Here is a 19,737-nt window from a genome sequence, read left to right as displayed (position 1 = left end):
GCCCGGCTATGCCGGGGGATCAATCTGTGCGTACTTAATCGCACCGCACGCTCATCCCGCCATCGACGACAATTTCTGTACCGGTGACAAAGCGTGCCTCGTCCGACGCTAGAAACAAAGCCGCGTTGGCGGTGTCACGCCCATCGCCCATCCACCCCATTGGAATGCGGGAAACGCGCGTTTTCAACAATGCATCCACGTCGCCGCCCGCGCGCTGCCCGGCAAGCCGCGCCTCAACCATGGGTGTGTGGAGCTGCCCGGGAACGACGGTATTCACCCGCACGCCTTTTGCTGCGTATTCAACGGCAACGACACGACTGAACTGGATCACCCCGGCCTTGGTCGCGGCATAGGCGCATTGCGCGGCGCCCGTCCACCGAAGACCCGAAGTCGAAGATGTATTTACGATCGCACCGCTGCCCTGCGCCGCCATATGTGGAAGGACGGACCGGCAAGTCAAATAGACCGACTTGAGGTTGAAATCGACCTGCTTGTCCCAAACCTCTTCGTCCAGATCTTCGGGGCCGCCCTTGGCCGAACCACCGACGTTATTGACCAACACATCCACCCTGCCGAAACGGTCGATACAGGCCGCGACCATGTTTTCCACCGCGCTTCGGTCTGTAACATCGCACAAATGCGTTTCGATATCGCCGCCAACTGCACGGGTCCGTTCCACGGTTTCAATCATCGTCGCACTGTTCAAATCAACCGCGAATATTTTTGCGCCTTCCTGTGCGAACCGCACACAGGCCGCGCGCCCGTTACCCCAGCCCGCGCCGACACACCCCGCGCCCGTAATAATCGCGACTTTGCCTTCCAAGCGCCCAGTCATACCGAATTCCCGAAATTATAGAGGCGTTGAGGATTATCAACCAACACCCGTTTAAGTGCTGCGTCGTCCGTGCAGATGTCTGAAAGCAGATCGACAAGCACGCCATCATCCGGCGGCGCCGCGCGGAAATTGGGGTGCGGCCAATCGGTGCCCCAAATCGTCCGGTCCGGAAAGGTCTGTACCAGTTTCGCGGCAAACGGGGTCGCGTCCGCATATGGCGGCTCTTGGACAGAGCTACGCTCGGAACCCGAAACCTTTAGCCAGATGTGATCATGTTGGCCCAGTCGAAGCAATGCGTTGAACGGGGCCTGATCAAACCCAAGAGACGCATCAATGCGCCCCATGTGATCGATCACAACAGGACAAGGTAGTTGCGCCAAGACCGGAGCCATTTCTGCAATCAGTCCAGCTTCCATATGGACCAGAAGCTGCCACCCCGCATCTGCAAGACGTGGGGCAAGGGCCCGTAATTCGTCAGGGCCTGCGCCCGGGGCAAGGTGGGACATATAGTTGAACCGGACACCCCGAAAGCCCTGCCCATCCAGGCGCTTGATTTCAGCCCCCGAAATGTCGTGCGGCGCAAGTGCGATGCCCAAATACCGCCCCGGACGCGCAGCCAGGGCATCCGCAACGGCCGAATTGTCATACCCATGACACCCCGATTGCACGATGACACAACGATCAATGCCAAGCATTTCGTGAAGCGCAAACAGGCGTTCCTTTGGCGCATCGCCCGGCTTGAACTTGCTGGTTTCCGGGTATGGAAATCTGTCGGTTGGGCCGAAGACATGCACATGCGTATCCGTCGCGCCAGTCGGTAGCTTGAGTTTGGGTTTAGATGGCGATGGGTTCCACGTAATAGGCGCGTCGTTCATGTCAGCTCTCGCCCAGCCGTGCGTGGCGGAGAGATCCGGAACACATTAAGTGTCATAGAAATCAACGAATAATAGCCAAGCACACCGATCAGATCGACAAGGCGATCTTGGCCAAGTGCCGCTTTCGCGCGTTCGAAAAGGTCATCGCTGACCCCACGCGTTTCCAGCACGGACAATGACACATCATAAACGGCTTGCTCTTCGTCCGAGGCGAACTGCGGTGTTTGGCCGGTGCGGATTGCTTCGACGATGTCAGCAGATAGGCCTGCCTTTAGCCCCGCGGGTTTATGCGCGAACCATTCGTATTCAGCCCCCCAGTGGCGCGCCATCGTCAGGATCGCCAGTTCTGAAAGCCGTGGCTCAAGTGCGCTGTCATAGCGGCAGTATCTGCCAAGGTCCTGTGCTTTCGCCGCCAGTTCTGGGCGATGCAGCCAGATGGCAAGTGGCCCACGCACGCCACCGCGCGGGCCGCTTGCGATTGCGTCGTGGATTTCGCGCTGTCGATCCGAATAGCTTTCAGGATCGGGCGCGGCCAGCCGTTGCTTGGGCCAGTCAGTCATTGGGTTGCTCCGTTAGGTTAAAAGCCGGCTCGTTTGCCGAAAACCGGGAAAGCCACGCGACAAGTTGGGGCCATTCTTCGCGCCAAGCGCGTGACTTGCGCCAATCAAGGTACCCAAGCGCGCAAGCCAACGAGATAGAGGCAACATCAGTTTTCTCTGGCGCAGGTGGCGCAACGCTCAGCGCGCTAAGCGCACGGGCGATCTTGTCACTTTGATGGTCCAGCCAAACTTGGCTGACCTGATCCCTGTCGCGGAACCGGCCTTCGTAAACCATCAAAAGGGCGGCATCCGTGACCCCGTCGGCCAGTGCCGCCAGCGTCAAACAGCGATAGCGCGCTATTCCATCTGCCGGAATGATGCGTGCACCCCCTGCCTGCGCATCCAAATATTCTAGGATCACGCGGCTATCGAACAACGTGGCGTCGTTAGTCAGCAGACAAGGCATCTTGCCCAACGGGTTTTGAACACGCAGATCATCGTTGGGATCACGCGTATCGCCCGGAACAACTTGGATCTTGTCGAAAAGCCCAAGCGTATGCGCGGCCATGCGTACCTTACGCCCATAGGGCGACGTCAGCGTCGAACGCAGGATCGCGCGCCCCCCGGTACCGGCACCGCAAAGCGCCGGACCAGATGATAAGGGTTTCTGCTGCTTCATCGCATCGTCTCCGGCAGGAAAAGCGCGATCTGCGGAAAGACGCACAGCAAGATCAGCATGGCAAAACCGGCAAGCACAAACGGAACGAGGCCTTTGAACACCTCCTCAAGCTTGACGCGCCCTTCAGAAGCGGACTGAACTACGAAACAGTTGATCCCAACCGGTGGTGTTACAGCGCCAATTTCGACCAGCAGAACTACGTAGATCCCGAACCAGATTGGATCAAAGCCAAGGTCCATCATCACCGGATGCGTGATTGGCAGTGTAATCGCCAGCAATGCGGGCGCATCCATCATCATCCCAAGCGCAAGGTAGATAAGTGACACCAGAAGAACGATGACCCAACGGTTCACATCCAGCCCAACAAGATACCCACCAACGGTATTTGCAACGCCCGACAGCGCAAGAAACTTGGAAAACACAAGGGCGCAGATCAGGATCCCGAAAATCATCGCCGAGGTCTGGATGGTTTCTAGAAGGGTCTTTTTCAGTTCGACCCCTTTGAAACCACGGTGACGGATCACTGCCAGAATTAGCGTCGTGAATGCGCCGACGCCGCCTGCCTCGGTCGGGGTAAAGATACCCAGATAAAGCCCCGACACGATCAAAATGATGATCAAAACCAACGGACCAGCCAGCCGCAGCGACGATAGTTTTTCGCGCAAGGTAAAGGTCTGAACCTCAATCGGGGCAAGCTCGGGCTTGCGCCACACGGTGATCCAGATCGCCCCGCAAAGTATGATCGCAAAGACGATACCCGGAATGAAGCCAGCGATAAGCAGCGACCCGATCGAGCTGTCCGTAAGAATACCGTAAACAACCACCAAGGCGGACGGAGGGATCATCACAGCCAACGTGCCCGCAATCGCGATAGAGGCCGACGCAAGGCTTTTGTCATACCCGCGTGAAAGCATCTGCGGCAGTGCAAGCTTGGTGAAAACCGTCGCCGTTCCAACAGAAGACCCCGAAGCCGCGCCGAACGCCGCCGCCCCCAATGTCGTGGAAATGGCTAGACCGCCGCGCAGATTTCCGAACCAGCGGGTCGTTGCCTCGAACAGGTCCTCACCAAGGCCAGCGCGCATCGCGAAAAAGCCCATCAACAAGAACAGAGGGATGACCGAGAAGTGAAAGCTGTGGGTCGTGTCGAAAAACACCGTGCCAAGCATTGCCGTCGCGCCGGTCGTGCCCACAATCGCGGCCAAGCCAAGGGCGCCAACGGTGCCCAAAGCAACCATCACGTTCACACCAAGCAGGATCAGAACGAATAGCCCACCGACCCCGATACCGCCAATCAATAGCGAACTCATGGCGTCACCTCTTGGCTTGGTTCGTCTAGGTTGCCGCCCAATGCGCAATAGATGGCATCCAGAAAAAATTGGATCGAAAGCAGCATAAGGCCGAAGAAAACAGCGAACTTCACCGGCCAGATCGGAAAGCGGATAGACCCGCGTTCAAGTTCGCCCATCGCGAAGCTTTTCACCGCCATCAGCCAGCCCGCGTAGGCCGCCCATGCAAAAAGCACCGCCCCCAGCAACATCGCAAAGACCTTTGCCGCGCGTGCCAGAGCCGGTGAAAGCGCCTGAGTCAGCAACACCACCTTGATGTGCCCGCCATGAAACTGGGTCAGCGCGAGCGATAAGAAGATCATGAAAGGCAGCGCGCCTTCGGTCAGTTCCAGCGTTCCCGCAATCGGACGGTTAAACCCATAGCGCATAACCGCGTTGGCCACGACAAGGCACATAACCCCAAAGGTCAGCGCCCCAGCGACAGTGCCACACAGGGTCAAAAAGGCCCCATAGTGCCTGCCCAAGGTCTCTATTCTTTGCATGTTTTCGTACTTTCAAGCAGTCGCTTGGCCGCCCTCCCAAATGGTTGGGCGGCCTGCGAAGTTGTTCTTCGATTGTCGGTTGGGCTTATTCGGCGAAGGACAAGCTTTTGACGATTTCGTCCGCTGGAAGCCCTGCGGCATTCGCCTTTTCGATCCACTCGGCCCGCACACCTTGGATGCCTGCATCGTCGATCAGGTCGTAAAGTTCAGCGACAGGGAAATCGATCACCTCGACGCCAAGATCGCCGGTCCAAAGATCGCGCACACGCGCGGCGTCTTCGTCAAGCACACGGGCGTATTCCACAAGATAGTCCCGGCCCAATTGATCAACGACCGCTTGGGTTTCCGCATCCATATTGTTGTAACTGTCCAGGTTCATCGCCAGCAGGTGCCCGAAGGACGCGCCAAGCGGTACTTCGATATAATACTTGGCGACTTCGTCATACTTCCAACCGCGCGCCAAAGCAGGCCCAATGGGCGTGCAGTCAACGATAGACCGCTGCAATGCCTCGTAGGTTTCCGAGGTCGCGATGGACACCGGCGTCGCCCCCATTGCTTCGATAAGTTTGGGATAGGCAAAGCCATAAGAACGAACCCGCAGACCCGCCATATCAGCCAAGCTGTTCACAGGCTTGGTGCACAAAAGCCCGTAAGCTTCGAGTGGGCGAAAGCCAAACGCATAAAGGTTGTGATCGGCCAGCTCTTGTTTGAATTCAGGATAGGTCGCGTGCAAATTCTCAATGAAATGCCCAACCTCGGCCGTTCCCATCGGCTGGGGAATGAAGAACCCGACCGCGTTGTTCAGGGGCATCATGTCGGGAAAGTACGGCGTAATGACATCGCCGAAATCGCCAACACCTGCGGCAAGCGCTTCGGGAATTTCGCGCGTTTTCGCGACGGAACCGCCCCAAAATACCTCGATCTTATGTTCCCCACCGGTGCGCGCGGCGAATTCGTCAACAAGCCACTGCGTGGTCACGGCCTGCGCATCACCTGCGCCCTGCGGCTTAAAGGTAATCCATTTGTAGGTTTCAGCAGCAGCTTCACCAGCAAGCCCAGCGCAAGCACCAAGCGCAAGAAACGTCGTGCGCAAGAAATGTGTGTGTTTCATTTTTCCTCCCAGAAATCGGGGGCCGTCCTCCCAGCCCACGGCCACCCTATGTTCTGGAAAGACATGCTTCCAATACTATGGAGATATCAGATCAATACCATTTAGGCATGACTTAGCGCCAGACGCCCCGCGACACCAAATTATCGACGATCTCTTTTGTGACCGCCTCTACAACTTGAACGGCCTTTTTGCTGCGTTGGTCAGATTTGGTCGCAATACACAGCGTCCATTCAATTTGCGGATCCGTTATTGGCCGTGCCTCTAACGAGCCATTCTGGATTTCTGAAAGCACGCCGCCATAGGTCAGAATGGTAAAACCATGCCCGTGACGCACCAACGCCTTAAGGTGCCAAACACCGTCGGCGCGCTGAACGATGTTCAAATCCGCGTTGATCATATCGGCATGTTTATCCACCAGTATCCGCAAGAAATTCGGGCGGCTTGGCATGATCAACGGCAGGCTTAATGCCTCGGACAGGGGGTAGCTTGCTTTGTTCAACGCGCCGCAGGGGCCGACGACATATAAATGTTCGACCAACAGTGGCGAACTGACGATATCCTCGCCGACGGGGGCCTCGTGCATGACGGCAACCCCGATTTCGCCGCGTTGAAGCTTTGTCTCCAGCTCACGACTGAAGCCTTCGACAAAACGTAATTCAATTTCGGGATAGTCGGATTTTATCCTCTCCAACAACGGGGGAACGATGAATTCACCCGGGGTTGGCGGCATCCCGACAACGACCACACCACGCGGAACATCCACATGCGCAGTGACGTCGTGATGGGCCTGTGCCAACTGCGCCATAATCGCATAAGCGCGCCGCTGAAGAATTTCGCCAGCTTCGGTAATATCCATGCCACGTGCGGTGCGGTTAAACACTTTCAGACCAAGATCTGCCTCAAGCCGCGCGATCTGACGGCTTAGCGCGGGCTGGGCGATGCGCAACCTTTCTGACGCGCGGGTCATGTTCTTTTCTTCGGCCACGCACAGGAAATACCGCAAAGTGCGCAGTTCTGGTTGCCAGTCGGAAGGAAGAGAGTGTGTCGCGTCAGCCCCCGTCTGTTCGGGAGTGGTTGAACCGTCCGTCATAAATCACGCTCTTCTCAATTTCCGGTTTTCATAACCAGCTCTGACAAACGCGCATTGTCAACCGATGCGCCCCAAACGCTATGACCGGGCCAACCGCGCCCGACCTCGCCAGAAACGGGTCATCATCAACACACCGGCAAGGGCCAGACCGGCGGCAAGGCCCAGCCAGATCCCCACCCCGCCCATGTCCAAAACGAAGCCCAGCGCATAGGCCACGGGCATGCCGACCAACCAATAACTGATCCCGGCCATGACCATCGGCACCCGCGTGTCCTGAACCCCGCGCAACAGCCCCAGCGCCATAACCTGCGCCGAATCCGCCACTTGGAACACCGCCGCAGCAGCAAGCAGCCCAACTGCAATTGCCATAACATCGGAACGGGCAGGATCGGCCGGATCAAGGAATAACCCTATCAGCGTTTCAGGCATCGCAAAGAACAGAACCATCGTCGCCCCGGCAAGGGACATCGACAACGTGATGCCCACGATGGCGGTGCGGCGCAGGTTCGCCTCGTTCCGCTGCCCCAGCGCCTTTCCTGCAAGGACAGTTACGGCGCTGGAAAGCCCGAGATGCGCCATGAAGGTCGCAGACGCGATTTGCAGGGCGATACCATGGGCCGCCAACGGCAATGTCCCCAGCCATCCCATCATCAACGATGCCGCGCCAAACAACCCCACCTCTGCCAAGCTGGTCAGCCCAATGGGCCACCCCAACCGAAAAACCTGAACCGCCGCTTCCCAGTCGGGCCGCCACAGGCGTTGAAATATCGTGTGTTCCGGCGTGGCCCAGGCCGCGTAGGCAACCAGCGCCAGCATCGATGCGATGTGCACAACCAACGATGCAATTGCTGCGCCGCGTATGCCCAACTCTGGCGCGTTCCAATTGCCAAAGATAAGCGCATAGTTGACCAAGATGTTCACACCGACCGCGCCCAGCGTAACCCACAGCACGACGCGGGTCCGTTCCAGTGCGGCCAGATAGCTTTTCAAGACCATCACGATCAGCGCGGGCACCATCGCCCAACCGTTGATCACCAGATACTGATGCGCAAGTTGGGCCGCGCTGTCTGCTTGCCCTGCGGCGCGTAACAGCGGGCCCGATGCCAAAAACACAGGCAGCGTCAGCACGCCAAACGCTGCGGCCTGCCAAAGCCCCATCCGGGTCACGCGCCGGACCTGCCGTTCCTCGCCCGAGGCCGCAGCCGTTGCGATCATCGGCATCACCGCCAATGCAAACCCTGACCCGAATAGAAACAAGATAAAGAAGACAGTGCTGCCCAGCACTTGGCCCGCCAGCGCTTCAACATCATACCAGCCCAACATCACCGCATCCGTAAGCGAGATGGCGAACTGCGCCAGATTGCTGCCGATCAAGGGCAGCCCCAGCACCAGAAGCGCGCGCAGATGTTGAGGGTATGTTAGTTCAGCAGCCATATACCCCATTAGGCGAGCGACTTCGCCACAGCAAGTCCGTTTCAATTCCCCCTGCCCGACCCGCCGAACGCTGCTTATAGCCCGCCCTGCTTCGCGCCGTTATTTCCCCCCAACCCAGCAAGCAAAGGGAACCATCCCGCGGTTTTCCCCCTGCCACAGGCTTACGTCCGCGTCATAGAGTGGTGAAAGTTATTCAGGAGGACAGAATGAGTTTACTAAGTACATTGGCCAAAGTCGCAGTTGGCGTTGCCGTTGCAAAGGGCGTGTCTAGCCTTGGAAAACAAGCATCTGGCCAAACAAGCGCAGGATCTGGTTCGGTATTTGGTGACGCGTTCTCGGCCAACACTGGTGCGGCGGCCCCTTCTGGTGGCGGTTTGCAAGATATGCTGGGTTCCGTTCTGTCCGGCGGAAGCACGCAAGGCGGCGGTCTTGGCGGGTTATTGGAAGGGCTTTCCAATGCCTCGCGCCCTACTGGCGGAACCGCACAGCCCAGCGGCGGCAGCCTTGGTGACCTTCTGAACCAATCCCTTCAGCGCTTCGGAGAGCCCGAAACCGCGCCTAGCCAAGCACAGGAAGACACGGCATCGCTGATGCTGAAGGCAATGCTTCAGGCCGCGAAATCCGACGGCAAGATTGACGCCGCTGAAAAAGAAAAACTGCTTGGCCATCTAGGAGATATCTCTCCCGCCGAAATGGAGTTCGTAAACGCCGAACTTGCCGCCCCTGTCGATGTTGACGGGCTGGCACGGTCTGTTCCGCGCGGCATGGAAGGGCAAGTTTACCTAATGTCCGTCATGGGCATCGATCTGGATAACCGCGCCGAAGCAAATTACCTGCACCAGTTCGCCACGGCGATGGGGCTGGACCAACGCTCGGTGAATGCGATCCACAACAAACTGGGCGTGCCCGCACTTTACAGCTAATTCTGACGACCACTCACGCCAACGCCTCAGGGGAAACTCTGGGGCGTTTGGTGTTTCTAGTCTTTGCTTCGCCGATGATCGGGGTGCAACGACGTGCCTAATATATGGTCAGAGCTGTGAAGCACATGTTCGGCACGCCCAACGATAAGCGGATCGGGCGCATGGGCGATCTTTGGGTCTTTTCCGGGATAATCAATGCCGCTTAGGAAATGGCGCATACATTCCAGCCGCGCGCGTTTCTTGTCGTTCGACTTGATGATCGTCCAAGGGGCATCGGCGGTATCTGTGTAAAAGAACATCGCCTCTTTCGCCTCGGTGTAGTCATCCCATTTTCCAAGGCTTGCCTTATCGATTGGGCTTAACTTCCAACGCTTTAGCGGGTCGGTTTCACGCGCGTCAAAACGGGTGCGCTGTTCGTCCTGCGTGACGGAGAACCAATATTTATAAAGGCGAATACCCGAACGCACCAACATCCGTTCAAGCTCTGGAGTTTGGCGCATAAACTCTAGATAATCATTGGGCGTACAGAACCCCATGACCCGTTCCACACCGGCACGATTGTACCAAGACCGGTCATAAAAAACCATTTCCCCCACGGTCGGAAGTTCGGAAATATACCGCTGAAAGAACCACTGACCCTTTTCTTCCCACGTGGGTTTGTTCAACGCCACAACACGGGCCGAACGTGGGTTCAAATGTTCCATAAATCGTTTGATCGTGCCGCCCTTGCCGGCCGCATCGCGCCCTTCAAACAGAATGACGAACTTCTGCTCGGTCTCTTGTGCCCACAGCTGAACCTTCAACAGCTCTGCCTGCAGCTTCGCTTTTTGGCTTTCATAGGTCCGGCGCGAAAGCTTTTCGGAATAAGGATATTCGCCGGTTTCAAACGCATGCACGATTGAGGCAGGCGACGGCGGGGCTGCGACTGACTGTGACGCTACTTTTGGTGCCTTGCTCTTTTCCTCAACCGGCTGGGTAATGTCGTCGCGCATCGCAAACTCCTTTGTCTGAATTCGCAGACAATGGCGCATTTCGCGCCAAAGCACCTTGATTGAGGTCAAACAAGAAAACTGAACCGTTAAGTACAGAAAGCTTGCATCAACGCCAAAGACGCCCCACACTGGGTGACGTAACGTAATGCTTGTGTGCAAAGGGAAACAGAACCGACCCGCGGCTGCGATCAAGGGGGTGGAACAGCATGATCGATATACGATATTGCACGGCTGGGCAAAACGCCGCCGGCAGCTGGTTTATCGCGTGCCAAAATTCCGTGCAAAGCAGCGCCGAACTGTTACGCGATCTAGAGTTCACCGAAAAAATGTCGACCCCGATAGGCTGCCACTATGACATTGCGGCACGACACATCCGGGACCATGGCGGGATGTTTTGGGCAACCAACGCGGGCGAAGAATATGTCACCATCGCAGGCATCCCAAATATCGTACGCGGCATAGAGGGCTAACCCCCCCCCGCGAAGCGTTCTGTCAATCAGGACATACCAGATATTGCCCCCCACCCCACCGAGTGGTCTAATGGCGAAAACGCCAAGAGCAACAAGAATCGAGCATCCATCATGTCAGCCGATGACCTTCTAAGCGGGGACGGCCCCGAAGAATATGACGCCTCATCCATTGAGGTGCTTGAAGGGCTGGAACCCGTCCGCCAACGCCCCGGTATGTACATCGGCGGCACCGACGAACGCGCGCTGCACCATATGGTGGCTGAAATCCTTGATAACTCGATGGACGAAGCTGTCGCTGGCCACGCCAACCGGATCGAGGTTGAGGTTAACGCAGATTACTCTGTCACCATCCGCGACAACGGGCGTGGCATCCCGATTGATCCGCACCCCAAGTTCCCCGACAAATCCGCACTGGAAGTGATCCTTTGCACCCTGCACGCGGGCGGCAAATTCTCCGGCAAGGCATACCAGACCTCGGGCGGTCTGCACGGCGTTGGCTCGTCGGTTGTGAACGCCCTGTCGGATTCCTTGGTGGTTCAGGTCGCGCGCAATAAGGAACTGTTTGAACAGCGTTTTTCACGCGGCCTTCCGCTTGGCCCTGTTGAAAAGGTTGGCCAAGCCCCCAACCGGCGCGGCACCACGGTCACCTTCCACGCAGACGAACAAATCTTCGGCGCGCACCGGTTCAAGCCAAAGCGCCTGTTCACCATGGTGCGGTCAAAGGCCTACCTGTTCTCGGGCGTGGAGATCCGCTGGAAATCCCACATCGACGACGGCGAAACCCCGACCGAGGCAACCTTCCACTTCCCCGGTGGCCTTGCCGATTACCTGAAAGAAACGCTGGGCAAATCGGCCACCTATGCCGACAGCCCCTTCGCGGGCAAAGTCGATTTTCGCGAAAAATACGGTGAACCCGGTAACGTGGAATGGGCCATCAACTGGACGCCCAGCCGCGATGGGTTCATCCAGTCTTACTGTAACACCGTGCCCACGCCCGAAGGCGGCACCCACGTCGCCGGGTTCTGGTCGGCCGTTCTAAAAGGCATCCGTGCTTACGGCGAACTGGTGAACAACAAAAAGGCCGCGCAGATCACGCGTGACGATCTGATGACCGGCGGCTGTGCGTTGGTGTCGTGCTTTATCGCCGATCCCAGCTTTGTGGGGCAGACGAAAGACCGGCTATCCACCGAAAGCGCGCAAAAGATGGTCGAAGGCGCGGTGCGCGACCACTTTGACAACTGGCTGGCGTCCGACACGAAAGCGGCTGGCGCGATCCTCGATTATCTTGTCCTGAAGGCCGAAGAGCGTCTGCGCCGCCGTCAGGAAAAGGAAACCGCCCGCAAATCCGCCACCAAGAAGCTGCGCCTGCCGGGCAAGCTGGTCGATTGTTCGGCCAGCAACCGCGAGGGCACCGAACTTTTCATCGTCGAGGGTGACTCGGCCGGTGGTTCGGGCAAAGCCGCGCGGGATCGTAAGACACAGGCGCTGTTGCCGCTGCGCGGTAAAATCCTGAACGTGTTGGGGGCTGCGTCCTCCAAACTGGGCACGAACGCCGAAATTAACGATCTTTGCCAAGCACTTGGCGTGGGCATGGGCACCAAGTTCAACGTCGAGGACCTGCGGTATGACAAGGTCATCATCATGACCGATGCGGACGTCGACGGGGCGCATATTGCGTCGCTTCTGATGACGTTCTTTTTTACCCAGATGCGCCCGATGATCGACACCGGTCACCTCTACCTCGCCTGTCCGCCGCTTTATCGCCTGACCCAAGGGTCAAAGCGCGTCTATTGCCTGGATGAACGTGAACGGGACGAATGGTTGGAAAAGGGCCTTGGCGGCAAGGGTAAGATCGACGTTTCCCGGTTCAAAGGTCTGGGCGAGATGGACGCAAAAGACCTGAAAGACACCACGATGAACCCAGAAACCCGCAAGCTGATCCGCGTCACGATTGACGAGGACGAGCCCGGTGAAACCGGCGACCTTGTGGAACGCCTGATGGGTAAAAAGCCTGAGATGCGGTTCCAGTACATTCAAGAGAACGCGAAGTTCGTGGAGGAACTGGATATTTGAGTGGGGACCATCGTTATTTTAGCGGCCTGACCAAAGAGAAAATAGAAGACGCTCTAAGACTTTCTGCTCAGCTAAAATCTCAGGGGGTTGAGCTGCACACTGTGACTAAGAGTGCAGGCGTGCCGAAAGATCATTACATTTGGTACGATGGCGAATTGCACCCTTTGAAAGCCGTCATAAAAAAAGCGATGGAGCTCAGTGCAATCGATCCAGCCTCGCTTGATCGAAAGGGCTTCACATCTCATCGTGGCCGTGCGTGGTTGGAAAAGTTAGGGTTTGAGTGGGAACAGATCGAATCCACACATGCAGAAACTATCAATGAAGTCGAACGCCAACGTAGCCTCATAAGTGTCTTAGCCCGACCGAACCAAACACAGTTCCGATATCGTGTTGGAGAGGCATTTGATTGGAAATGCGCCTTAACTGACAATGGAGTTCGTCCTGCATTGGAAGCATGCCACATTTTGCCCATTAAAAGTGGCGGCCCAGATGATGTTGATAATGGCATTCTCCTCAGGGCGGACCTGCACCGTCTTTATGACCTTCACTTGGTAGCGATTTGCCCGCAAAAACTGGTAGTCAAAGTGGCTAGCGAAGTTCTGGCAGCATATAAAAACTTGGAGAACATGACAGTCAAACTTCCATCAGCCAATCAGGCCCACCTCAATTGGCGGTGGGAAATATTCAACTCGCAAATAGCTCCAAACCAAACTTGACTGCCCCTACTCCTGCACCCTCTCTAACCACGCCGCTACGTCCGCTAATGGCTGACTGGTCAAGATCGGCTGGCCTCCGGGTGTTTGCAGGGCGGTGTCGAACCCTTCGAAGAAATCTCCGTAGAGTGGCATGACACCGCCGTGGGCCAGCACCGGGTCGCGGCCGTCGATCTTGCGCAGCACGTCAAACAGGGGAAACACGCCGCCATTGTTGGCAGACAGCTGGGTCAGGTCGGCGGGCAGGATTTCAAGGATTGCGGCCATCTGCCCATCGCCCCGCCCCTCTAGCCCATGACAGGCGGCGCAGTAGGATAGGAATACCTCTTCCCCTCGTTCGGGGTCTTGCGCCAAGGCTGCGTGCGGCAAAAGGCAAAGGGCCAGCGCGGATGCACGTTTCAACAGGTCAATGGCGGGCATGGCGATTACTCCTCTTGAATACCTTCCAAATAGTCCGCCAGCGCAACCAAAGGCGCGGGCGTTGGCGTCATGGCGCCGTCTTCAAATTCCACCAGAACGGTCGGCCCTTCTAACAGCGCGCCGAATTCGGGCATGGTGCTGCCGTGCTGATTGACGCGGGTATAGCCATCGACCACCGACATCACGCGCGCCTTGGGAAAGACGCCGCCGTTTCGCGCCGCGATCTGGGTCAGGTCGGGCACAAGCGCGCCATTGCCGCGTGCGTTGGTGCCGTGACAACCGGCGCAATAAGCCTCAAAATTAGCGCGGCCGACATCCTCATTTTGAACGCAGCCAGCCAGAACCACAAGCATCGCCACCCCAGTTAAACGCCGCATGGAAAGCCCCTTTTTGAAAACGGTGTGATGCAAGCCTCGCACGGGTTCAAAGACTGTGCAACGCCCCTCTATCAATCGGCCAAATCCTCGCTATCCTTTGCGTAACTTATTGCACTGGGGAGGCTGCAATGCGCCGACTGATCTTCGCCCTTTTTCTGCTGTCCGCACCTGTCCACGCGCAAGACGTCGAGTTGGAGTTGGTGCTGCTTGCCGACGCATCCGGCTCTATCGATAGCGCGGAAATCACGTTTCAACGTCAGGGTTATGCCGAAGCAATCACCGACCCGCGCGTGTTGAAGGCCATTACCGACACGTCGCTTGGCAACATCGCCGTGACCTATGTCGAATGGGCCAGCGCCGGCGAAGAACAGGTTGTCGTGCCATGGACAATCATCGACAGCGCCGCGACCGCCGAAGCGTTCGCCAAGGCGCTGTTCCTGCCGCCGCGCACCGCCTTTGGAAGCAACGCCATCGGCTCTGCCCTGTTGACGGGGATGCGATTGATCGAAGGCAATGACATTACCAGTTGGCGCAAAGTTATCGACTTTTCCGGCGACAGCGCCCGCAATTGGAGCGGCCCCAGCATCGAAGATGCCCGCGCCGAGGTGTTGGCCGCAGGCATTACCATCAACGGATTGCCCATTCTGTGCCGCCGTTGCAACGGGCGCCCGTCGACAGCGGATTTGGAAAAGATCTACGCCGAACAGATCATCGGCGGGCATGGGGCATTCGTCGTGACCGCCGAAAACGATGAAAGCTTTGCGGATGCCGTGCGCCGCAAGCTGATACTAGAGATTTCAGGCCAGATGCCCGCACAAAAGCTGGCGCAGATGAAATAGAACGGGTGCCCTTTCCGGGTGATCTGACAGGAGAGGTTGATGGAAATTACCACGATGAAATATGCGGCCATCATGCTGGCGGCGGGGTTTGGCGTGCCCATTCTTGCCGCGTTAAACGCAGCGCTTGGTGTCCGGCTGGGTAATCCCGCCGCCGCTGCGACCTGTCTGTTCACGGTTGCCCTGTTAAGTGCGCTGACGGTTTTGCTGATATCAGGGCCCGGCGCGATCATGGCGGCCAGTTCTGCGCCCAAACACCTGTTCGCGGCCGGGCTGCTTATCGCGTTTTACGTTCTGACGATAACCTGGATTGCTCCGAAGTTTGGCGTTGGGAACGCGGTGTTTTTCGTTCTTTTGGGGCAGCTGATTTCTGCCGCCGCGATTGATCATTTCGGTCTGGCAGGTGCCCTGCCCCAGCCCCTTACACTGACACGTGCCGCAGGTATCGCGCTGATGGCCGCGGGCGTGTTCGTGACCCAACAGGTTTAGCAATTAGTTGGACTGAACGCTGGCCAGCCACGTGGCGATCGCCATGATTTCTGCGGTTGTGGAGGTTACGCTGCCATCTGGCCCGTCCAGCGGCACGCTTTCGCCCTCCAAGGCGTGACCGAAAATCGGCATCGGCCCGCCATGGGCCAAAACCTCTACTGTGCCGTCGATTTTGGAAATCACGTCGCTCAGCGGAAACACACCGCCGTTTACCGCGGCAAGTTGGGTTAGGTCGGTGGCCGGTATGGCCAAGATCGCCGCCATGGGCCCATCCCCCCGCGCGGTTAGGCCGTGGCATGTGGCACAGTGATCGCGGAACAACACGCCGCTTGCGGTTTCCTGAGCTGCGACAGGCAGCGAACACAGCATGATGGACAGGGTGGCAATCGGGCAAAAGGCGCGCATCTAAACCTCCGGCGGCTAAGCTGCTTAAACCCTAGTGCCCGAAGGTCGCGGGAACCTTGACCCGGATCAAACCAAGCGGCCGTCTTCCAGATGCAGCGTGCGATCCATCCGTGCGGCAAGTTCCATATTATGCGTGGCGATCAACGCGGATAGGCCGGTGCCCTGCACCAGCTCCATCAGCGCCGCAAACACCGTGTCCGATGTGCCTGGGTCCAGATTGCCCGTGGGTTCGTCGGCCAGCAACAAGTGCGGCTTGTTCGCCAGCGCCCGGCAAAAAGCGACGCGCTGTTGTTCGCCACCCGACAGCGCAGCCGGGCGATGATCCGCGCGCGCCGCGATGCCGACACGGGCCAAAAGCTCTTGTGCGTGGGCTTCGGCCTCGGCCTGCTTGGTGCCATTCGCCAACTGCGGCAAAACGATGTTTTCCAGCGCAGTGAATTCCGGCAGCAGGTGATGGAACTGATAGACGAACCCAACAGAATCCCGCCGCACCGCCGTGCGCTTTTTATCGGAAAGCTTGGTCATATCCTGGTCGTTGATCGCAACACTGCCCGCGTCGGGCGTATCCAGAAGCCCCGCGATGTGCAGCAACGTGGACTTGCCCGCCCCGGATGGCGCAACCAGCGCCACCACTTCGCCGGGCTTAACGGCAAGCGAAGCACCGCGCAGCACGGTCACCTCATTCGGCTTACCTTTGTTATAGGCTTTATCGACGCCTTCTAGCCCCAGCACCAACTCACTCATACCGCAGCGCCTCCACCGGGTTCATGCGCGCCGCACGGCGGGCGGGAAAGATCGTGACGATGAACGACAGGCCCAGCGACAGCGCGATGGCCGATATCACGTCGCCCATCTGGAGCTTCGCAGGCAGGTTATAGATCCCCCGAATGGACGGGTCCCAAACCCCGCCACCCGCAACGTAGTTCACGAACGAAAATATCGGGTCGATATAGATTGCGAACAGGCAGCCAAGGATAACCCCCGCCAGCGTGCCGATCATCCCAATCGATGCGCCACAGATGAAAAACACTCGTAAAACGGACCCTTCGCTTAGGCCCATCGTGCGCAGAATACCGATATCACGACCTTTGTTTTTCACCAACATAATCAGGCCCGAGATAATGTTCATCGCCGCGATCAGCACAAGGATCGCCATGATGATAAACATCACGTTGTCCTCTACATCCAGTGCGCGCAGAAACGCGCCTGACGCATCGCGCCACGTCCACAACAACGCGTGATCCCCACTGGCACGAAGCAGCGCAATTGCCAGTTCATCAACCTTTTCGGGCTCTGCGACCATGACCTCCAGCTCATCAGCCACGCCTTCGCGATTGAAATAGGCCTGGGCTTCGGAAAACGGCATATAAACGCGGGTCCGGTCGATGTCGTAACGCCCAGCGGTGAAGATATAAGTCACCTCATAGGCCTTCACCCGCGGCGACGTCCCGAACGCCGTTTTTACCCCGTTGGGAGAGATCAGCTTGACCATATCCCCCACACCAACGCCCAACAGCCGCGCAACGCCCGAACCGATGGCGATGCCATCATCAAACCGGTCGATATCGCCAAGCGCCTCTTCCGAATTGGCAATACGCGGGATCGTTTTCAGATCGGACAGCGTGATGCCGAACACCTCTACACCGGCGTTGTTGTCCCGCCGGTTCGCCATCACCTGCCCCTTAACCAAAGGCGCAACACGGGTGACGCCGGGCACAAGGGCCACGCGTTCTTTTACCGCATCAAAGTCGCTGATCGTGCGGGTGGATTGGCCCGTTTCGGTGACATGCAGCGTGTTGTAAACCGTGACATGCGCGTTGGCGCCAAGGATCGTATCAACAAACTCTGCCCGGAAACCGGCCCGGACAGACAGCGTCGCGATCAGCGCAAAGACCGCCAAGGTGATCCCGACAAGCGAGATTACGGTCATGACACTAACGCCACCATCGGCGCGACGCGCGCGCAAATAGCGCCACGCGATCATCCATTCAAAACCAGCAAAGGGTGCGGTGCGGTTGGCCACGTCTGCTCCTTTAATTCTTGCTGCGGACAGTGCTTTGATCACCGCGCAGGGTCAACCCGGTTGCAGGCTTAACGCATGATCCACCAGCAAAGTTTCGCGCTTTGGCCTAGATCAATTTCCCATCGCGTAAAAACAGTATCGTTAACGTGCTGCTCTGTTAGGGTTTTGGCGAAGAAGGGTCGTTTGGCATGCGTGCAATTCTATTGATCCCAATCTATTTGTCGGTCGTGTTTCTGCCGCTTGCACTGGCATGGGCACAGGGGCGTCGCCCCCGGCCGATGCTTGACGAACTCGCCACCGGTGCAGGCCTGTTGGCCTTGTCGATCATTCTGGCCGAGTTTCTGCTGCTGGGTCGTTTTCGTTCGGTCACAACGCGGGTTGGCACAGACGTGGTTATGCGCGCCCATCAGCTATTGGCGCGCAGCGCGCTGGTGCTCGCGATGGTGCATCCGTTTCTTTACCGCCCCAATCAACCGCCCTCCATCCCCGGTTACCAAACGCGGCACATGGGCATCTCGTATGACTTTGTCGAAGTTTGGCCAGGTATCGTGGCGTTTTTATTGCTGCCCGCATTGGTCGCCACGGCGATTGCGCGCTCACATCTTCGATCCAGATACGAAATCTGGCGGATGTTGCACGGCTTCGGTGCCGCCTTGATCGCGGCGTTCGGCGTTTTGCATGCTTTGCGCGCCGGACGGTACAGCGATGACCCCACTTTGGCTGCGGTCTGGATTGGCATGTTGGTGGTCGCGTTGTCGGCGTTGGCCTATGTCTATGTCCTGAAGCCGCTGCTGACATTGCGCCATCCATGGACCGTGCAATCCGTCACACCCGTCGCCCTGAAAACGTGGGAATTGAGCCTGAAGCCCGCCCGCAAATTCACCTTCCCGTTTCGTGCGGGGCAGTTTGCGTGGCTTAATGTCGGGCACAGCGCATTTTCGCTGAATGAAAATCCGTTTTCCATCAGCTCTGCCCCCTCGGACACCGGCAAGATCAGCTTTATCATCAAAGAGCTGGGCGACTTCACCAATACCGTCGGCAGCATTCGCCCCGGCACCCGCGCTTATATCGATGGGCCGCATGGCCATCTGACAATCGCAGGGCACGATGCGCCGGGTGTTGCGCTTATCGCGGGCGGCGTGGGGATCGCCCCGATGATAGGAATAATGCGAGAGTTGGGGGCAACCGGCGACAAACGCCCAGTGACCCTGCTGTATGGCAATCGCGTCGAAGACCAAATCGCCTGCCGCGCAGAGTTGGAGCAGATGTCCAAGCGCGCGAACACCAACATCGTTCATATATTGTCAGACCCACCCGCAGGCTGGACAGGCGAGACTGGCATCGTTTCACCCAAGGTTTTGAGCGCGCATTTCGGCCAGCCACAGCACAAAGACTGGGTCTATGTCTTGTGCGGCCCGCCCAAAATGCTGGAAGCAGTCGAAGACGCGTTGATCGACATTGGCGTTGCCCCCGCACAGATCCTATCGGAGCGGTTTAGCTATGACTAAGAACCACATCAAAATCCCCAACCGCAAACGCGTTTGGGTGGCGTTTATTCTGGTCAATCTGTTGGGGGTGGTTGCCCTGTTGGGCTTTGCGCTGCGCGGTACGCTTTAGCGCCAAGG

22 protein-coding genes are annotated in these 19,737 nt (G+C 57.7%); 7 read left to right on the top strand and 15 right to left on the bottom strand.

The features are described from left to right. Positions 1–34: 34 nt before the first annotated feature. The 9 genes from COL8621_RS04445 to COL8621_RS04405 all read right to left on the bottom strand — a co-directional run bounded on the left by COL8621_RS04445 (position 35) and on the right by COL8621_RS04405 (position 8,391). Entirely contained in the window at positions 35–835 is an 801-nt protein-coding gene (locus tag COL8621_RS04445) for an SDR family NAD(P)-dependent oxidoreductase (RefSeq protein WP_093966094.1), read from the bottom strand. Beyond that, entirely contained in the window at positions 832–1,710 is an 879-nt protein-coding gene (locus COL8621_RS04440) for an amidohydrolase family protein (protein WP_093966093.1), read from the bottom strand. Before COL8621_RS04440 ends, COL8621_RS04445 begins: the two co-directional genes overlap by 4 nt. Then, on the bottom strand, positions 1,707–2,270 hold the full coding sequence (locus COL8621_RS04435) for a carboxymuconolactone decarboxylase family protein (RefSeq protein WP_093966092.1): 564 nt from the start codon (positions 2,268–2,270) through the stop codon (positions 1,707–1,709). Before COL8621_RS04435 ends, COL8621_RS04440 begins: the two co-directional genes overlap by 4 nt. Continuing rightward, positions 2,263–2,928, bottom strand: coding sequence for a glutathione S-transferase family protein (locus COL8621_RS04430; protein WP_093966091.1), 666 nt, complete (start codon positions 2,926–2,928; stop codon positions 2,263–2,265). Before COL8621_RS04430 ends, COL8621_RS04435 begins: the two co-directional genes overlap by 8 nt. Next, positions 2,925–4,235 (bottom strand): TRAP transporter large permease, encoded by a 1,311-nt coding sequence (locus tag COL8621_RS04425; RefSeq protein ID WP_093966090.1) that lies wholly within the window; start codon positions 4,233–4,235, stop codon positions 2,925–2,927. The genes COL8621_RS04430 and COL8621_RS04425 overlap by 4 nt, the downstream gene beginning before the upstream one ends. Beyond that, on the bottom strand, positions 4,232–4,756 hold the full coding sequence (locus tag COL8621_RS04420; RefSeq protein WP_093966089.1) for a TRAP transporter small permease subunit: 525 nt from the start codon (positions 4,754–4,756) through the stop codon (positions 4,232–4,234). Before COL8621_RS04420 ends, COL8621_RS04425 begins: the two co-directional genes overlap by 4 nt. An 85-nt stretch (positions 4,757–4,841) precedes the next feature. Then, on the bottom strand, positions 4,842–5,867 hold the full coding sequence (gene dctP / locus COL8621_RS04415) for a TRAP transporter substrate-binding protein DctP (RefSeq protein ID WP_093966088.1): 1,026 nt from the start codon (positions 5,865–5,867) through the stop codon (positions 4,842–4,844). A gap of 112 nt (positions 5,868–5,979) precedes the next feature. Then, a complete protein-coding gene (locus COL8621_RS04410; RefSeq protein WP_093966087.1) occupies positions 5,980–6,957 on the bottom strand; it encodes a LysR family transcriptional regulator in 978 nt (325 codons plus the stop codon). Between the two features lie 78 nt (positions 6,958–7,035). After that, the gene (locus COL8621_RS04405; protein ID WP_093966911.1) at positions 7,036–8,391 is read right to left on the bottom strand and encodes an MATE family efflux transporter; all 1,356 of its coding nucleotides are present in this window, start codon (positions 8,389–8,391) and stop codon (positions 7,036–7,038) included. A gap of 206 nt (positions 8,392–8,597) precedes the next feature. Between COL8621_RS04405 and COL8621_RS04400 the strand changes: the two genes are divergently transcribed. Further along, positions 8,598–9,314, top strand: coding sequence for a DUF533 domain-containing protein (locus COL8621_RS04400; RefSeq protein WP_093966086.1), 717 nt, complete (start codon positions 8,598–8,600; stop codon positions 9,312–9,314). A 56-nt stretch (positions 9,315–9,370) separates the two neighbouring features. Here COL8621_RS04400 and ppk2 read toward each other — a convergent pair whose 3' ends face one another. Continuing rightward, the gene (gene ppk2 / locus COL8621_RS04395) at positions 9,371–10,306 is read right to left on the bottom strand and encodes a polyphosphate kinase 2 (RefSeq protein ID WP_093966910.1); all 936 of its coding nucleotides are present in this window, start codon (positions 10,304–10,306) and stop codon (positions 9,371–9,373) included. A 206-nt stretch (positions 10,307–10,512) separates the two neighbouring features. On the opposite strand from ppk2, the gene COL8621_RS04390 reads away from it, so the two are divergent. The 3 genes from COL8621_RS04390 to COL8621_RS04380 all read left to right on the top strand — a co-directional run bounded on the left by COL8621_RS04390 (position 10,513) and on the right by COL8621_RS04380 (position 13,565). Continuing rightward, positions 10,513–10,776: a hypothetical protein gene (locus COL8621_RS04390; protein WP_093966085.1), complete on the top strand. Its 264-nt coding sequence runs from the start codon at positions 10,513–10,515 to the stop codon at positions 10,774–10,776. A 111-nt stretch (positions 10,777–10,887) separates the two neighbouring features. Further along, positions 10,888–12,849 (top strand): DNA topoisomerase IV subunit B, encoded by a 1,962-nt coding sequence (gene parE, locus COL8621_RS04385; RefSeq protein WP_093966084.1) that lies wholly within the window; start codon positions 10,888–10,890, stop codon positions 12,847–12,849. Continuing rightward, positions 12,846–13,565, top strand: coding sequence for an HNH endonuclease (locus COL8621_RS04380; RefSeq protein WP_093966083.1), 720 nt, complete (start codon positions 12,846–12,848; stop codon positions 13,563–13,565). Before parE ends, COL8621_RS04380 begins: the two co-directional genes overlap by 4 nt. A 6-nt stretch (positions 13,566–13,571) precedes the next feature. On the opposite strand, the gene COL8621_RS04375 is transcribed toward COL8621_RS04380, so the two are convergent. Beyond that, a complete protein-coding gene (locus COL8621_RS04375; protein WP_093966082.1) occupies positions 13,572–13,982 on the bottom strand; it encodes a c-type cytochrome in 411 nt (136 codons plus the stop codon). A gap of 5 nt (positions 13,983–13,987) precedes the next feature. Further along, on the bottom strand, positions 13,988–14,359 hold the full coding sequence (locus COL8621_RS04370; protein ID WP_093966909.1) for a c-type cytochrome: 372 nt from the start codon (positions 14,357–14,359) through the stop codon (positions 13,988–13,990). Between the two features lie 128 nt (positions 14,360–14,487). Here COL8621_RS04370 and COL8621_RS04365 point away from each other — a divergent pair, with 128 nt between their 5' ends. Together COL8621_RS04365 and COL8621_RS04360 are read left to right on the top strand one after the other, a co-directional pair. Beyond that, positions 14,488–15,198 carry a DUF1194 domain-containing protein gene (locus COL8621_RS04365; protein WP_093966081.1) on the top strand — a complete coding sequence of 237 codons (711 nt, stop codon included), beginning with the start codon at positions 14,488–14,490 and terminating at the stop codon, positions 15,196–15,198. A gap of 39 nt (positions 15,199–15,237) precedes the next feature. Next, positions 15,238–15,684, top strand: coding sequence for a DMT family transporter (locus COL8621_RS04360; RefSeq protein ID WP_093966080.1), 447 nt, complete (start codon positions 15,238–15,240; stop codon positions 15,682–15,684). 3 nt (positions 15,685–15,687) lie between these two features. Here COL8621_RS04360 and COL8621_RS04355 read toward each other — a convergent pair whose 3' ends face one another. From COL8621_RS04355 to COL8621_RS04345, 3 genes are all read right to left on the bottom strand, one after another. Continuing rightward, positions 15,688–16,089, bottom strand: coding sequence for a c-type cytochrome (locus COL8621_RS04355; protein ID WP_093966079.1), 402 nt, complete (start codon positions 16,087–16,089; stop codon positions 15,688–15,690). 66 nt (positions 16,090–16,155) lie between these two features. Then, on the bottom strand, positions 16,156–16,833 hold the full coding sequence (locus COL8621_RS04350; protein WP_093966078.1) for an ABC transporter ATP-binding protein: 678 nt from the start codon (positions 16,831–16,833) through the stop codon (positions 16,156–16,158). Next, entirely contained in the window at positions 16,826–18,112 is a 1,287-nt protein-coding gene (locus COL8621_RS04345) for a lipoprotein-releasing ABC transporter permease subunit (protein ID WP_093966077.1), read from the bottom strand. Before COL8621_RS04345 ends, COL8621_RS04350 begins: the two co-directional genes overlap by 8 nt. Before the next feature lie 188 nt (positions 18,113–18,300). Here COL8621_RS04345 and COL8621_RS04340 point away from each other — a divergent pair, with 188 nt between their 5' ends. Next, positions 18,301–19,620, top strand: coding sequence for a ferredoxin reductase family protein (locus COL8621_RS04340; RefSeq protein ID WP_093966076.1), 1,320 nt, complete (start codon positions 18,301–18,303; stop codon positions 19,618–19,620). Positions 19,621–19,737: the final 117 nt, after the last annotated feature.

Source organism: Actibacterium lipolyticum, from assembly GCF_900184935.1.
In the GTDB taxonomy this organism is placed as follows: domain Bacteria; phylum Pseudomonadota; class Alphaproteobacteria; order Rhodobacterales; family Rhodobacteraceae; genus Actibacterium_A; species Actibacterium_A lipolyticum.
This window is presented reverse-complemented; position numbering and strand designations above follow the sequence as displayed.